This is a genomic window from Pedobacter sp. MR2016-24, from assembly GCF_026239655.1.
In the GTDB taxonomy this organism is placed as follows: Bacteria; Bacteroidota; Bacteroidia; order Sphingobacteriales; family Sphingobacteriaceae; genus Pedobacter.
Window position 1 is genome coordinate 49,512 of the sequence record NZ_JAPIVO010000008.1, and the last position, 14,171, is coordinate 63,682.

15 protein-coding genes are annotated in these 14,171 nt (G+C 40.3%); 4 read left to right on the forward strand and 11 right to left on the reverse strand.

Annotated elements, in window-relative coordinates; translation table 11 throughout:
- The first annotated feature begins 4 nt into the window (after window positions 1–4).
- The 4 genes from leuB to OQX62_RS21085 all read left to right on the forward strand — a co-directional run bounded on the left by leuB (window position 5) and on the right by OQX62_RS21085 (window position 4,528).
- Complete coding sequence (gene leuB, locus OQX62_RS21070; protein WP_265833634.1) at window positions 5–1,096, forward strand: 3-isopropylmalate dehydrogenase; 1,092 nt, start codon at window positions 5–7, stop codon at window positions 1,094–1,096.
- Window positions 1,097–1,107: 11 nt separating this feature from the next.
- Window positions 1,108–2,616, forward strand: a complete 1,509-nt coding sequence (locus tag OQX62_RS21075) for a 2-isopropylmalate synthase (RefSeq protein ID WP_265833635.1) — start codon at window positions 1,108–1,110, stop codon at window positions 2,614–2,616.
- Between the two features lies 1 nt (window position 2,617).
- Entirely contained in the window at window positions 2,618–3,868 is a 1,251-nt protein-coding gene (gene ilvA, locus OQX62_RS21080; RefSeq protein WP_265833636.1) for a threonine ammonia-lyase IlvA, read from the forward strand.
- Between the two features lie 249 nt (window positions 3,869–4,117).
- Window positions 4,118–4,528, forward strand: coding sequence for a hypothetical protein (locus OQX62_RS21085; protein ID WP_265833637.1), 411 nt, complete (start codon window positions 4,118–4,120; stop codon window positions 4,526–4,528).
- A gap of 5 nt (window positions 4,529–4,533) precedes the next feature.
- Here the strand turns inward: OQX62_RS21085 and OQX62_RS21090 are convergent, their stop codons facing one another.
- From OQX62_RS21090 to hemL, 11 genes are all read right to left on the reverse strand, one after another.
- Entirely contained in the window at window positions 4,534–5,532 is a 999-nt protein-coding gene (locus OQX62_RS21090; protein ID WP_265833638.1) for an ABC transporter ATP-binding protein, read from the reverse strand.
- Window positions 5,533–5,723: 191 nt separating this feature from the next.
- Window positions 5,724–6,524 (reverse strand): outer membrane beta-barrel protein, encoded by an 801-nt coding sequence (locus OQX62_RS21095; protein ID WP_265833639.1) that lies wholly within the window; start codon window positions 6,522–6,524, stop codon window positions 5,724–5,726.
- Between the two features lie 27 nt (window positions 6,525–6,551).
- Window positions 6,552–7,316 carry a hypothetical protein gene (locus OQX62_RS21100; RefSeq protein WP_265833640.1) on the reverse strand — a complete coding sequence of 255 codons (765 nt, stop codon included), beginning with the start codon at window positions 7,314–7,316 and terminating at the stop codon, window positions 6,552–6,554.
- Window positions 7,306–7,839, reverse strand: a complete 534-nt coding sequence (locus tag OQX62_RS21105; RefSeq protein ID WP_265833641.1) for an RNA polymerase sigma factor — start codon at window positions 7,837–7,839, stop codon at window positions 7,306–7,308. Before OQX62_RS21105 ends, OQX62_RS21100 begins: the two co-directional genes overlap by 11 nt.
- 99 nt (window positions 7,840–7,938) lie before the next feature.
- Window positions 7,939–9,075 (reverse strand): hypothetical protein, encoded by a 1,137-nt coding sequence (locus tag OQX62_RS21110; protein WP_265833642.1) that lies wholly within the window; start codon window positions 9,073–9,075, stop codon window positions 7,939–7,941.
- 6 nt (window positions 9,076–9,081) lie between these two features.
- Window positions 9,082–9,630 (reverse strand): CopD family protein, encoded by a 549-nt coding sequence (locus tag OQX62_RS21115; RefSeq protein WP_265833643.1) that lies wholly within the window; start codon window positions 9,628–9,630, stop codon window positions 9,082–9,084.
- A 1-nt stretch (window position 9,631) separates the two neighbouring features.
- Entirely contained in the window at window positions 9,632–10,654 is a 1,023-nt protein-coding gene (hemE, locus tag OQX62_RS21120; RefSeq protein ID WP_265833644.1) for a uroporphyrinogen decarboxylase, read from the reverse strand.
- A 6-nt stretch (window positions 10,655–10,660) separates the two neighbouring features.
- Window positions 10,661–11,185, reverse strand: coding sequence for a hypothetical protein (locus tag OQX62_RS21125; protein WP_265833645.1), 525 nt, complete (start codon window positions 11,183–11,185; stop codon window positions 10,661–10,663).
- The gene (locus OQX62_RS21130; protein WP_037439683.1) at window positions 11,185–11,892 is read right to left on the reverse strand and encodes a response regulator transcription factor; all 708 of its coding nucleotides are present in this window, start codon (window positions 11,890–11,892) and stop codon (window positions 11,185–11,187) included. Before OQX62_RS21130 ends, OQX62_RS21125 begins: the two co-directional genes overlap by 1 nt.
- Before the next feature lie 5 nt (window positions 11,893–11,897).
- A complete protein-coding gene (locus tag OQX62_RS21135) occupies window positions 11,898–12,764 on the reverse strand; it encodes a sensor histidine kinase (RefSeq protein ID WP_265833646.1) in 867 nt (288 codons plus the stop codon).
- Between the two features lie 33 nt (window positions 12,765–12,797).
- The gene (hemL, locus tag OQX62_RS21140; RefSeq protein WP_265833647.1) at window positions 12,798–14,171 is read right to left on the reverse strand and encodes a glutamate-1-semialdehyde 2,1-aminomutase; all 1,374 of its coding nucleotides are present in this window, start codon (window positions 14,169–14,171) and stop codon (window positions 12,798–12,800) included.

Sequence of the window (14,171 nt, forward strand, 5' to 3'; positions counted from 1 at the left end):
TATAATGAAGAAAAATATATTAGTTATACCCGGTGACGGGATAGGTCCTGAAGTTACTACTTGGGGAAAAGCCGTATTAGAACAGATTGCAACCAGCTTTGATCACGAGTTTTCATTTGATGAAGCCTTAATGGGCCATGCCGCAATAGAGGCTACAGGAAATCCGCTGCCGGATGAGACATTAGAGAAAGCTAAAAAAAGCGATGCCATACTTTTTGGTGCCGTAGGACATGCTAAATATGACAATGATCCATCATTAAAAGTGCGTCCTGAACAAGGTTTACTGAAAATCCGTAAAGAGTTAGGCCTGTATGCAAATCTGCGTCCTATTATGCTTTTCGATGAGTTATTAAATGCTTCAAGCATCAAGGCGAGCATCCTTAAAGGTACAGACATCTTATTTTTCCGCGAATTGACAGGTGACGTTTATTTCGGTGATAAGGTAAGATCAGAAGATAGAAATACCGCTTCCGACCTGATGATTTACCACAAATATGAGATCGAAAGAATTGCGCACAAAGCTTATGAAGCCGCTATGCAGAGAGGCAGAAAGTTATGCTCTGTAGATAAAGCGAACGTTTTAGAAAGCTCAAGATTGTGGAGAGAAACAGTTCAGGAGATCGGAAAACAATATCCAGAGGTAGAAACTACGCATATGTTTATAGATAATGCGGCCATGCAGCTCATTAAAGATCCTAAACAATTTGATGTGGTATTAACTGCTAACTTATTTGGTGACATCCTTACAGACGAAGCTTCGCAGATTGCAGGCTCGATGGGTATGCTGGCTTCCGCTTCTGTTGGCGATGGCACCGGATTTTTTGAGCCGATCCATGGTTCGGCACATGATATCACCGGAAAAGACCTGGCAAATCCACTGGCGTCTATTCTTTCTGTAGCACTGATGCTCGAAATCAGCTTCGGACTGAAAGAAGAAGCACAGCTGATCATTTCTTCGATTGACAGGGTACTGAAAGAAGGTTTCAGAACTAACGACATCGCTGATGACTCAACCAGTCCTTATCATGTATTAGGTACTGAAGAAATGGGTAAACTCGTCTTAAAATATATTACACAAAAAACTTACACTAACTAACCTACACGACTATGTTACACGATCCGAATAGAGTTTACGTATTTGATACTACCCTTCGTGATGGGGAGCAGGTACCCGGCTGTCAGTTATCCACTCCGGAAAAAATAGAAATTGCTAAAGCATTGGAAGCACTGGGTGTTGACGTGATCGAAGCAGGTTTCCCTATTTCAAGCCCTGGTGATTTCCAAAGTGTAGTGGAGCTGTCAAAAGCAGTTCAGGACCCGATAATCTGTGCCTTAACAAGAGCAAATAAAGGGGATATCGATGCGGCTGCCGCAGCACTTAAATATGCAAAGCGCCCACGTATCCATACAGGAATCGGTGCCTCTGATATGCACATCAAATATAAATTCAACAGCACACGTGAGGACATTCTTGCACGCGCAGTTGAAGCTGTAAAATATGCAAAACAGTTTGTTGAAGATATTGAATTTTATGCCGAAGATGCTGGTCGCGCAGACAATTTTTTCTTAGCCCAGATGATTGAAGCAGTTATTGCTGCAGGTGCTACAGTAGTAAATATCCCTGATACCAATGGTTACTGCTTACCAGAACAGTACGGCTCTAAAATCCTTTATTTGAAGGAAAATGTGAAAAACATAGATCAGGCGATCATTTCTGTGCATTGCCATAATGACCTCGGTTTGGCGACAGCAAATACTTTGGCTGGTGTAATTAACGGTGCCCGCCAGGTAGAATGTACCATTAACGGTATTGGTGAACGTGCAGGAAATACAGCATTAGAAGAAGTAGCAATGGTATTAAAAACACACCATGCGCTGAACTTACATACCAATATCAACACCAAACATTTCAGTCAGATCAGTAATATGGTAAGCCGCATGATGCGTATGCCCGTACAGCCAAACAAAGCAATTATTGGCCAGAATGCATTTGCACATAGCTCTGGAATTCACCAGGATGGTTTCCTTAAACACAGGGAAAACTATGAAATTATCAATCCTGAGGATGTAGGTATCAATCAATCTGATATCATCCTGACAGCACGCAGTGGTCGCCATGCATTAAAACATCACCTGGAAAGATTAGGTTATGAAATAGACAAAATCAATCTTGACCAGGTATATGAGCAATTCCTGCTGGTTGCCGATGCGAAGAAAGAGATCAAAGATGATGACTTGTTAGCATTGATGAGCGATAGCGAAGAGGATACTTATAAAAATGGTTATAAACTAAACTCTTTACAAGTAGTTTGTGGTGATCAGACCCACCCTACCGCAACTGTAAAACTGGAATATGAAGGTGTAGAACATGAAGCAAGTTCAGAAGGCAACGGACCGGTAAATGCGACGATCAAAGCGATAGAAAATATTATCGGAAAAGACATTCAGTTGAAGGAATTCACTATTCAGGCTATCCATGGCGGCAGCGATGATGTGAGCAAGGTGCATATGAGGGTGTCTTATGAAGAGAAATCTTATTTAGGATACGGATTCAGCACTGATATAGTAAAGGCATCCGCAGATGCTTATCTGGACGCATTGAATAAATTCTTATAGTATGAACGCAGAACAAGAGGTAGAACTGGACTTTCATGCCGCAGCTGCAAGAATTTCAGATACGGTAAAACACACTCAATTAGAATATAACGAAGGATTGTCAAAAAAGTACAATGCTAAAATATACTTAAAAAGAGAAGACCTGCAGATTGTGCGCTCGTATAAACTACGCGGTGCATACAATATGATCAGCACGCTGGATGAGTCACAACGTTTACGCGGGGTGGTTTGCGCAAGTGCAGGTAATCATGCGCAGGGTGTAGCTTATTCATGTAAAAAGCTAAATATTCAGGGCGTTATCTTTATGCCTGAAATTACGCCTCGTCAGAAGATCAAACAGACAGAGATGTTTGGTGGTGATAATATCAAGATCGTTCTGGTTGGTGATACTTTCGACGACTGCATGAAAGAGGCACTGATATACACTGCCAAGCATGAAATGGTGTTTATTCCACCTTTTGATAATGCAAAAATTATTGAAGGTCAGGGTACGGTTGGTGTTGAAATTTATCAGGATTTACCAGAAACTGAAGTCGTGATCATGCCGATTGGCGGTGGTGGTTTAGCTTCCGGTGTGGGTAGCTACTTTAAGAACATCAATCCTGCGATCCAGCTGATCGGGGTAGAGCCCGAAGGGGCACCTTCTATGAATCAGGCACTAAAAAACGGAAGTCCGGTTACACTGGAATATATCGACCGTTTTGTAGACGGTGCTGCGGTGAAACGCGTAGGCAACCTGACTTTTGAATATTGCAGCGAATTGCTTGACCAGATGTTATTAATTCCTGAGGGCAAGATCTGCACTACGATTCTGAAATTGTATAATGAAGACGCCATTGTGGTTGAACCTGCCGGGGCATTAGCGGTGGCTTCTCTGGATCAGCTAAAGGACACCATAGCTAACAAGACTGTAGTCTGCATTGTAAGCGGTGGTAATAACGACATTGAGCGGATGCAGGAAATAAAGGAAAAGTCATTGTTATTTGAAGGACTTAAACATTATTTCATTGTGCGTTTCCCCCAAAGACCCGGAGCGCTAAAAGCTTTTGTGAACAATGTACTGGGGCCAAATGATGATATCACCAGGTTCGAATTCATTAAGAAAACAAATCGCGAGAACGGACCGGCGCTGGTGGGCATTGAGCTTCAGGAAGCTTCTGATTATGCCTCCCTTAAACAGAGAATGGCTGATTTTAAATTTGAAGTGATAGAATTAAACAATGACCAGACATTGTTTGAATATCTCGTTTAATCCGAAATTGATTTAAAAATCAAGGGATATTGTTTATACAGTATCCCTTTTTTATTTACAGCAGTAAATACCAGATTACACCTGACCTGGTTTTATATGTGTAAATTAATGAGTACATTGTTTAAATATATTTTACTAAAAATATATCTTTACATAAACAGGGTGCTTAATCCTTTTTCACCGGATGAAGTCATAAGCTTAGAATTTAAAACTGGCAATAGATTTGCTCCTATTAAAAAAATACACAATATGAAAAAAACAATACTCTTATTTCTTTGCATTCTGACAGTGGGTCTGTCGTCTTGTAAGAAAGAGGTTCTGGTAACAGATCCTACAAATAGAACAATCCTCGTTGATATCCCACTTGCAAACTGGGTGCGTGCGACTGACGGACCGTATTATTACACTAACATTGATCTTCCTGAAAACAATAGTAATTTCAATCAGAGCGGACATGTTATAGTTTCAATGTCTTTTGCTAATCCGGATGTATACGAAGGACTACCGCAGGTATATGGTGGAGCGTCTTATACCTTCAACTCTCAACCCGGTAAACTAACAATCTATATCAACAGTGTTAACAACACAACATTGCCTAACTTACCGCTTACGGTAACTACTGCAAAAGTAACTCTGATAGATGCATTGCTAATTGATTAACTAGCTTAAAAATTTAAGAAACGACCAATGTTCGCCTGAACGTGGTCGTTTTTTTTATGCTCTCCCCTGTTCAGTTGAATGGCCCTGATCATAACGCCATTTCTCTCCAGCAATAGTTCCTCATAAAATCCCTTATAGTAAACATCTTTCACTTCAAAGCGTTTACCAGCACTACTCCAGCCAGTTTTCAATTCGACCCATTCGGGATAAAAGACAACAGTTTCCGTTTTGGACATGATCCCTAATTTTGCTGCTTCTTCTGCATGCAGCACTACTGCATTTCCTAAAATCTGTGCAGTGTAAACGTGTTCCGGATTGTTATATACAAAAGAAGGTTCTCCTTTTTGGATCAGTTTACCATCCTTAATCAGCAATAGCTGATCGGCCAGAAATAAACCATCTGCAGGATCGTGAGACACCATGATCACGGTTACTCCTGTTTCTGCCGCTATGCGCTTAATATCGGCCCGCAATTGATTCTTTAATAATGCATCCACCTGACTAAATGGTTCATCCAATAATAACAGCTTGGTATCGGTAACCATTGCCCTTGCAATCGCCACCCTTTGCTGCTCTCCCCCACTAAGTTCAGTAATTCGTTTTTCCCTTAAATGTCCGATGTGCAGGTGCTCCATCATAGCAACGGTCTTCTCCTGTTTGGACTTTACGTCCGTATTGGAAAGCGCAGAAGCGATATTGTCATAAACCTTCGCATAGATATTGAGCGAGAAGTCCTGCGTCACCATTTTCATCTCTTTATGACCGGGAATCAACTGTTCATGCGGACCAAGAACTCTTTTACCGTTAAACATTACTTCCCCTTCATCTACTTTTAAGAAGCCGAATATTGACTTCAACAGGGTTGATTTACCACTTCCGCTTTCGCCGATGATAGCAATCACTTCCCCCCTTTTTATATCAAAATTGATATCAATTATTCCTGAAACCTGTTCTGTCTGATACTGCTTGGTTAAATGCTTAACGCTGATGATGTTTTCGTCCACACCGTAAAGATACAGTTCGCGAGGATTTTTTCACATGAATACATTGCTTTTTATACTAAGCATCACTTCAGTGTATTCAGGAATATCTACCGATTGATACGTTAAAGGATGAAATTTTGTAAAGAAAAATCCCTCACAGTCCGGAACTGTAAGGGATTAATAATTGTGTGTATATGTTTTATGCTGTGGGGTTAATTCAATCCGAAAGTAACACCGAATGACATATTTCTCAATCCTTTCTGAGCAACAGTATCAAACATATCATTGAAATAGTATTTAGTAAACAGACCTATTCCGCCATAACCTAATCTTACTGTACCACCTACACGAACTGGCTGAAAGTTATAGTCATCTCTGAATTTTTGTTTGCCACGTTCATCGCTGATCTGCTTCACTTTTCCATTTAACAGGAAGCTTACCTCAGGACCTAATACAAAATAAAATCTTTTTCCTTTATCATTTTCTTTGGTACGGAATTCAAAGTTCAAAGGAATGTGTACATAACTGCTGGACAATCTGTTTTTGCTGAAAGCTATTTCTTCATTCACATAAGTTAATTCAGGTGTATTCTGTTGAATGGTGATATTGTTTTTCAATCTGATCAATGTCCAGTCAAAACCTCCTGCTACATAAACTTTAAAATTAGGGTTGAAGCGATAACCGAAATATAAAACGTCGAATGAGAAAGTACTGGTTTTTACTCCTTTATAATCCAGAAATTTGTTTTCGGGCGACAAAGAGAAACTACCATTGTCAATCAATCGTGAAAAACCCCAGTCTACTCTTGTAAAAGTTATTCCACCCATGAAACGTCCTTTTGGTGCAGCCGCATTCTTGGTGCTGTCTTCCTTATCACCAAAAGATACATCCAGTGTATAATTTTTTGCTTTACTGCTTTTACGAATTACTGTATCCTGTTGTGCATTCGCAGCTGGAGAGATCATACCGGCAAGTCCGCTCACCAATAATGCTGTTAAAATTAGATGTTTCATATTTCAGGTGTATTTGTGTCTGTATAACTATTTATGTTTTTTCTTACTAAATCTTATCATTCCAATATTAATGCCTATCAAAGAAGAGTTATCATCATCAGTATCAAAGCGTATCAATTTATCTTCTCTCTTATCCACTTTGTCCACTACAAAATTGATCAGATCGCCCATATTTCTGATCCCCCTTTTATCGGCCATATCATTTTCATTCATCACTTCATCGCCTGTTACAGCAGGAACATCGGCACTGGCCATCACAATCACTTCTGCCGGATCAACTTTTGCTTTAGGCAGCTCTATTGCCGACTCTTTAACTATCGGGTCTCTGGTAGTAAGATGAGCAATTACCTGATTAGGTTGCATCACTCCTAAATTATTTTCAGAAGAGTTCTGATCAGGAGCCTGCACAGCTTTTTTATCTTCAGCAAGCTGGTTATTTTTGACCGGCGATGTTGAAACTAAAATACCCTTTTCCACTGGAGCATTATCCCGGGCAATAGGTTTAGCCTGATCAACTAGTGTATCTTCACTTTTTTCTTTTGTGCTGACAGCCGGTTTAACCACACCGGCAGTAGGCCCTTGTAATTGTACCTTCTCCGCTCTATTAAAAATCAGCAGCGCAATAGTTAAAGTTGCTGCTACAATGGCTGCGGCCATCCAGTAAATTGGAAATACGCGTTTACGTTTTGGCACAAGCTCCGCCTCTATATTAGCCCATAAGTTTGCAGACGGCTCAACCTGAGCATCAACAAACTTATCTCTAAATAACTGATCAAATTCTTTATCCTGCATGTGATGCATAATTTATGCCCTCCATTTTTATTATTTCATCTCTTAATATAGCACGTGCTCTCGACAACTGCGATTTGCTTGCACCTTCTGATATGCCTAATGTATCAGCAATCTCCTTATGAGAATAACCTTCAACAATATACATATTGAAGACCATTCTGTAACCGTCCGACAACTTCTGGATCAGTCCCAATAAATCCTGCATACCCAGCCGACTAAAATCAAAGCCCTGCGAAGGCTGCTCGTAAGCATCCTCGATAGGTACAACATTTAGCGTACGTAAGTTTTTACGATAGCTTTCAATCGCACTGTTCACCATTATCTTTCTGATCCAGCCCTCAAAAGAGCCATCGCCCTGGTAAGTGCTGATCTTCTGAAATACTTTGATATATCCCTGTTGTAATACATCTTCAGCCTCCATCCTGTCGCGGGTATAACGCATACAAACAGCCAGCATCTTAGACGCAGTCTGCTTGTACAGCAGCTCCTGCATCTTCCGGTTGCCAGCTTTGCAGCCTTCCATTAAATCGGTTATAGTATAAGATTGCGTCAAAATCATCAATGGTTTAGTATCTGTTAGATGAGGGAACTATACCAAAGGTTGCACGCTATAGAAAATATTTTATTTTTTCACCTTAAACAATCTGAAATCCTCTTTGTAAGTCAGGAAGAAAGAATGTTGAAACTGCAGTTGTTCCTTTCTTGAGGTACCCAGGTCTACATGAGGTTCAACACGAACGTCAAGATAAAGATGCGGTAAAAGCTCCTGCTGATAAGCATACCTTAATAAAAGTATACTTCTGTTATTTTCTTTATGGCCAAAGTCGTACAAAGTTGAAGAAACAGATTCATACAAAGGCATACCCTTAATGGTAATGAAGTTATTGCCCTTCCAGTAAGACGCTACAAAACTTCCGAATTTGGTATCCATTCCTGCATTAAACCACAGGCCATAACCGCCCTGATAAGGCTGGGTTTTAGTCGGGGAAAACTCTTTGTAAACGGCAACATAATTGTCCGTATAAACCTCTTTGATATTGGTACCAATCTCTTTATGCAATTTGAATCCTGTTGCACCATTAAATAAAGTCTGCAGCGGTTCATCTTTCAGCAGGTCAATCTGTCCACCTTTATGATAAGCTAAAAACTGCAGCGGAACACTTAGTTTCCAACCATTCTTTTGCAGCAATGTACGCTCTGCCGTTAATCCACCAATAATTTGTTCTTTAACCGGAGAAGCCCTGTAAATCATTTTCTGCCACGCAATCCAGGCATCCAGTTTCCATTTCTCTTTTTCTACGATCAGTTGCGTACCATATTGTACAGGATCAGTAATCTGACGTTCAAAATCCCATAGCTGCTCTATATAACCATGATGAATACCCCCCTCCAGACTTCCGAAGTTCAAAGTCAGGTCCTTTTTATGATACTTCAATGTAAATAAAGGCTTCGCATCATTGATGCCATTATCTCCAAAATCTTTTCGGATATAAGCACCAGCTACGATAGCCAGGTTAGGATGTGCGTAGTAAACCAGCGTAGGCTGTAACTGCGTACCATACAAGGTATATCCATCATGAAACTGGTTGGAATATTCATAATTTCTCACGTAATTGAAGTTATAGAAATTAAAGTGAACCTCTCCAACAGCATTACTATCAGGACGAATCCTGTTTTCTATGGCTGAACTGTTAAACTGTGCATAACTGACCTGGTAACCTGCAACAAGGAGAAATAAGAAAAGTAAGGTTGTTTTCATAACAATTTAAGATTGACGTTTCTGCCTGTAGTTTTTATAGATTTTTACAGCAGTCATAATTACGACAGAAAAAATGATAAGTCCGATCAGACCATAAACCCAGTCCACCGCACTTTTTAAGATTACCGTAAATACTATGGCAACCAATAAAACTGTTGCCAGTTCATTCCATAAACGCAGTTTAAAAGAAGTCATTTTAAATACTTCTGTTTTAAGCTGATTCATGATACGCTGACAAAGAAAATGATAAATCAGCAGGAAAACGACAAAACCCAGTTTTACATGAAGCCAGGGCGCATGCAACAATCCGGGGCGGATACAGATCATTGTTACTCCTGCAACCACAGAAAGTGCCATTGCAGGAGTACTGATAATATACCAGAGCTTTTGCTCCATTTTTATAAATTCCTTTTGCAAAATCAGACGTTCCTGTTCAGGACGGTCATTCGCTTCGGTATGATAGATAAATAAACGTACGCTATAAAATAATCCCGCCATCCAGCTTACCACAAAGATAATATGAACCGACAGAACATATAAATAGTATTTTTCCATTTTAGTAACGGAATTCTTTAATTACCTCAATTGCATATTTAACGTTATCAAACGGGATATCAGGCATGATACCATGGCCAAGGTTGAATATAAATCCATTCTCACCACGCATACGTTCAAATAACTGAAGAATAGTTTTTTTGATCACAGGTTTATCAGCATATAAGATATGCGGATCAAGATTTCCCTGGACAGCGATACCAGCAGGCAGGCTGTTTTTAATGTTTAACAAATCAGCATTCCAGTCAACCGAAATCACATCTGGCTGTGCGGTAGCCATCATTGGTGCAAACACAGAACTTCCTTTACAGAAAGAAATCACCGGAATATCTTTTCTGTTCAGGTTAGCAATAATTTCTTTGATGTAACGGTGAGAAAACTCCTCATAATCGTTCCATGAAAGTGCTAATGCCCAACTGTCAAAAATCTGTATGGCATTTACTCCTGCTGCAATCTGCAGGTTCAGGTACTCAGCCGTCACCTTTGCTATTTTAGCCAGAAGCCGATGTGCGATTTCAGGATGATTATGCATTAACAGCTTCGTGGTCTTAAAATCCTTAGAAGATGCGCCTTCAACCAGGTAACTCATTACTGTGAATGGAGCACCGGCAAAACCGATCAGCGGTATGTTTCCATTTAAGCGCTGCTGAATTACTTTTATCGCATCAGCAACATATTCCAGTTTATCCAGACAATCTACATTGAGATTATCAACGTCCTGCATATTACGTACAGGATTGGCAAAACGCGGACCTATACCCTGAGTAAAGCTTAAATCGCCACCCATTGCCTCGGCAGTAACCAGGATATCACAAAACAAAATAGCTGCATCAATACCCAGTAAATCTACCGGCAACATCGTTACATCAGCAGCAATTTCAGGTGTTTTACACATTTCAAGAAATGAATATTTGTTTTTAATTTCCCAATATTCTGGCATAAAACGGCCGGCCTGACGCATCATCCACACTGGTGGACGTTCTGTGGGTTTTGACCATGCTGCATCTAAAAATAAATTGTTCATCTAATCTTAATTTGTGGGTAAGCTGTTCGCTTCTTTTTCTATTTTATTAATTATCTCTTTTGCTCTTTCTGTATGTGCCAGTTCCATTGCCCTCGCCGTATAGGCTAAAGTTCTTACTTTATCATTTTTACGTAAGGCAAGATTTGCTAAATGGATCAGTACATAAGATTTATCACTTTGCCCGCCAAGAGGAAAACGGCTGGCAATCTGGAAGTGGTATTCGGCCTTTTCAAAGTCTTCATTTTTCAGCGCAATACTGGCCATCATAAACTCATAATAACCTCTTCTGTTTCTTGCAAGGCGATCCGGATTGGTAACTTCAGCAAGTATGCGTGATGTTTTTTCATAATCCCCATCCTTAAAGGTCTTCGAGGCCAGTAAAATTGAGCTGTTTTTAAAATGGCTCCATATGACAAATGCCAGCATCAAAGCGGATATTGCAGCGAGCTGGTATTGCATGTAAAAGAGGCATACCAATGCACTGATCACAAAAACTGCCATCAGTGCATATCTACCTTTAACGTTGTACATTAGCTGTGGATATCCGTAAATTTATAGCCTACTCCTCTGATAGAGTGAAAGTAAACAGGGTTTTTCTGATCCGGTTCAAAATACTTACGGAAAGTAAGGATGAAGTTATCAATGGTACGTGTTGAAGGATAAACATCATAGTTCCATACTGTCTCCAGAATCTGCTCGCGGGAAACCGCCTCATTTTTCCTTTCAATCAGTAATTTCAGCAACATCGTTTCTTTTTTCGTCAGCGGTACAATCACACCATCATCCTGTTTCAATTCGAAAGAGTTGAAGTAGATTGTTTTGTCGCCTATTTTATAAGAATTCAATTCCTTTAAATCATCAGATTTCATGCTGCGTTTTACCAGTATACCTACTCTAAGGATCAGTTCTTCCAGGTTGAAAGGCTTAACCAGGTAATCATCAGCACCTTTTTTCAATCCCATTACACGGTCTTCACTAGTGTTTTTAGCCGTCAGGAATAAAATAGGAACCTCCGTATTTTCTAAACGGATCGTTTCACAAACCTGGAAGCCATCCATCTCTGGTAACATTACGTCCAGGATAATCAGGTTAAAGCGCTCTTCCTTAAAGATCTTCAGCGCAGTTTTGCCATCCTTTACGGCATGTACTTTGTAACCTTCTAATTCAAGGTTCAATTTTATAGCATCTAACAAATGGTCTTCATCTTCGACCAATAATATTCTTAATTTCTGTTGCATAATGATCAACTAAATGTTACTTCAAAAATAGTACCCTGCGGTACGTTGTCTCTGACACTGATATCAGCATCATGTTTTTGCAAAACTTCCTTTACTATAAACAATCCTAGTCCGGTACCTTTTGCTTTTCTCGTATTCTCGTCACCAACGCGGTAAAACTTATCAAATATGAGCATTTTTTCGGCATCTGGTATACCAGGTCCTTTATCCGCAACAGTTAAAAAAGGATGTCCGTCACGCATCTCCAGCTCCACACAAATCTCGGCACAAGGGCCTGAATATTTTACTGCATTCTCCACCAGGTTTGTCACCACACAGGAAAGACTAAAAGGATCTCCGTTTACTTTCACCTGTGGTGCAATCTTCGGATTGATGATCTGCTCACAACCACATGAATGTACCTGTAACCTGTCCGTAATCTTACTGACCAAATCAGAGAAATCAAACTCTTCCTTCGGGAAGGAATAAGACCGGTTTTCAATTTTTGTGGCCAGCAGCATATTTTCCACCAGGTCATCCAAACGTTCAATATCCTTTAGTGAATTGTTTAACAGGGAAGTCTGACGCGCTTTATCCAAATCACGTTTCACTATTGTCTGTAAAGACAATTTAATAGCCGCTAATGGCGACTTCAACTCATGTGTAACAGATAAAAGGAAATTTTGTTGTTGTTCCCGCAGTTTATCCTCTTTTTTGATGGACTGGTGCAGGAAAAAAGCACCAATACAGAGCAGGAACAGGAAGACAGAGCCTTCACCCATGACCATGGCCATCCTCGAAGGTTGTAATTTTACAACCAGCGTACCCCAGGAAATCAGCTGTACCAGAGAGTACAGCAACATGAAATAAAATATGATGATCGATTTCTTCAAAATAGCTGAATGATGGTTAAATGTAGTGTTATTTTATTTATTCCTAAAAACAATATCCAGTGTCTCTAAAATTGCTCGTTTCGCTTTCTCTAATTCAATCTTCGTATGCGCTGCAGATACAAAACCTACCTCGTATCCTGAAGGCCCTAAATAGATACCCCTGTTTAACAACTCCCTGTGCATGATCTTGAATTTCTCCATGCTTGCCGGATCGATATCTTCCGCACACTGGATTTTGTCCTTATCCGTAAAAGCAAACCAAAAGATGGAGCCTACATTAAAGACTTTAAACTTATAACTTCTGGCCGTAGCAAAACGCTGGATGCTTTCAGCAAATTCAGCCGCCTTATTATTCAAATCTTTATAAAATCCTGACCGCAGCAACTCCGTTAACTGTGCGATACCTGCTGCCATAGCAACCGGGTTTCCGGATAATGTTCCTGCCTGGTAAACACCGCCATCAGGCGATATATGTCCCATGATCTCTGCAGAAGCCCCATACATTCCTACGGGTAATCCTCCTCCAAGGATCTTTCCATAAGTAACTATATCTGGTTTCGCACTATAATGCCCCGCTGCACCTTCAAATCCCAAACGGAAACCGGTAATTACTTCATCGAATATTAACAGTGCACCATTGTCTTTACAGATCTGCTGCAGGAATTCTATATATGCTGCATCCTGGATCAGTAATCCATTATTAGCAGGAATACCCTCAATGATGACTGCTGCTACCTCGTCTTTAAATTGAGCAAAAGCCTGTGTCAACGCTTCAGTATCATTTAACGGAACCACAATTGTTTCTGCAGCGAAAGATTTTGGTACGCCAAGCGAAGAAGTTTCACCAAAAGTAACCAGGCCTGAACCTGCTTTTACCAGTAATGAATCACTGTGACCATGGTAACAGCCTTCAAATTTGATGATCTTATCTCTTCCTGTATATCCACGTGCCAGTCTGATGGCCGACATTACGGCTTCTGTTCCGGAGCTCGTAAAGCGGATCTTCTCCACGTGTTTGTTATTTTTAATAATCAGTTCTGCCAGTTCATTTTCCAGCGCAGTAGGTGCACCGAAACTCATTCCATTCTGCATTACTTCAGTCACCTTTTCCCTGACTTTTGCAGGATTGTGACCTAAAATAAGTGGTCCCCAGCTACCGCAGAAATCAATAAACTGATTCCCGTCTGCATCCCAGACAAAACAGCCATCACCTTTCTGAATGAAAAGTGGCGTTCCATAAACGGATTTAAAAGCTCTTACCGGTGAGTTTACCCCGCCCGGAAAATATGTTTTAGCTTTCTCGTAAAGCTCGGCCGATTTCTGTCTTGAAATATCTGGTTTAGTTCCGGTATTTACTGGCATATCCCCTTCGTTACCCGAAAACATCTTCTTTAATGATTCTAACAT

Excerpts from the sequence above, each read along its gene's own strand:
- OQX62_RS21125 (WP_265833645.1), bottom strand. The coding sequence starts at position 11,185 with ATGTACAACGTTAAAGGTAGATATGCACTGATGGCAGTTTTTGTGATC.
- OQX62_RS21075 (WP_265833635.1), top strand. The coding sequence starts at position 1,108 with ATGTTACACGATCCGAATAGAGTTTACGTATTTGATACTACCCTTCGT.
- OQX62_RS21105 (WP_265833641.1), bottom strand. The coding sequence starts at position 7,839 with ATGGAAGGCTGCAAAGCTGGCAACCGGAAGATGCAGGAGCTGCTGTAC.
- OQX62_RS21130 (WP_037439683.1), bottom strand. The coding sequence starts at position 11,892 with ATGCAACAGAAATTAAGAATATTATTGGTCGAAGATGAAGACCATTTG.
- hemE (WP_265833644.1), bottom strand. The coding sequence starts at position 10,654 with ATGAACAATTTATTTTTAGATGCAGCATGGTCAAAACCCACAGAACGT.
- OQX62_RS21085 (WP_265833637.1), top strand. The coding sequence starts at position 4,118 with ATGAAAAAAACAATACTCTTATTTCTTTGCATTCTGACAGTGGGTCTG.
- ilvA (WP_265833636.1), top strand. The coding sequence starts at position 2,618 with ATGAACGCAGAACAAGAGGTAGAACTGGACTTTCATGCCGCAGCTGCA.
- OQX62_RS21115 (WP_265833643.1), bottom strand. The coding sequence starts at position 9,630 with ATGGAAAAATACTATTTATATGTTCTGTCGGTTCATATTATCTTTGTG.
- hemL (WP_265833647.1), bottom strand. The coding sequence starts at position 14,171 with ATGTTAGAATCATTAAAGAAGATGTTTTCGGGTAACGAAGGGGATATG.
- leuB (WP_265833634.1), top strand. The coding sequence starts at position 5 with ATGAAGAAAAATATATTAGTTATACCCGGTGACGGGATAGGTCCTGAA.
- OQX62_RS21110 (WP_265833642.1), bottom strand. The coding sequence starts at position 9,075 with ATGAAAACAACCTTACTTTTCTTATTTCTCCTTGTTGCAGGTTACCAG.
- OQX62_RS21095 (WP_265833639.1), bottom strand. The coding sequence starts at position 6,524 with ATGAAACATCTAATTTTAACAGCATTATTGGTGAGCGGACTTGCCGGT.
- OQX62_RS21100 (WP_265833640.1), bottom strand. The coding sequence starts at position 7,316 with ATGCAGGATAAAGAATTTGATCAGTTATTTAGAGATAAGTTTGTTGAT.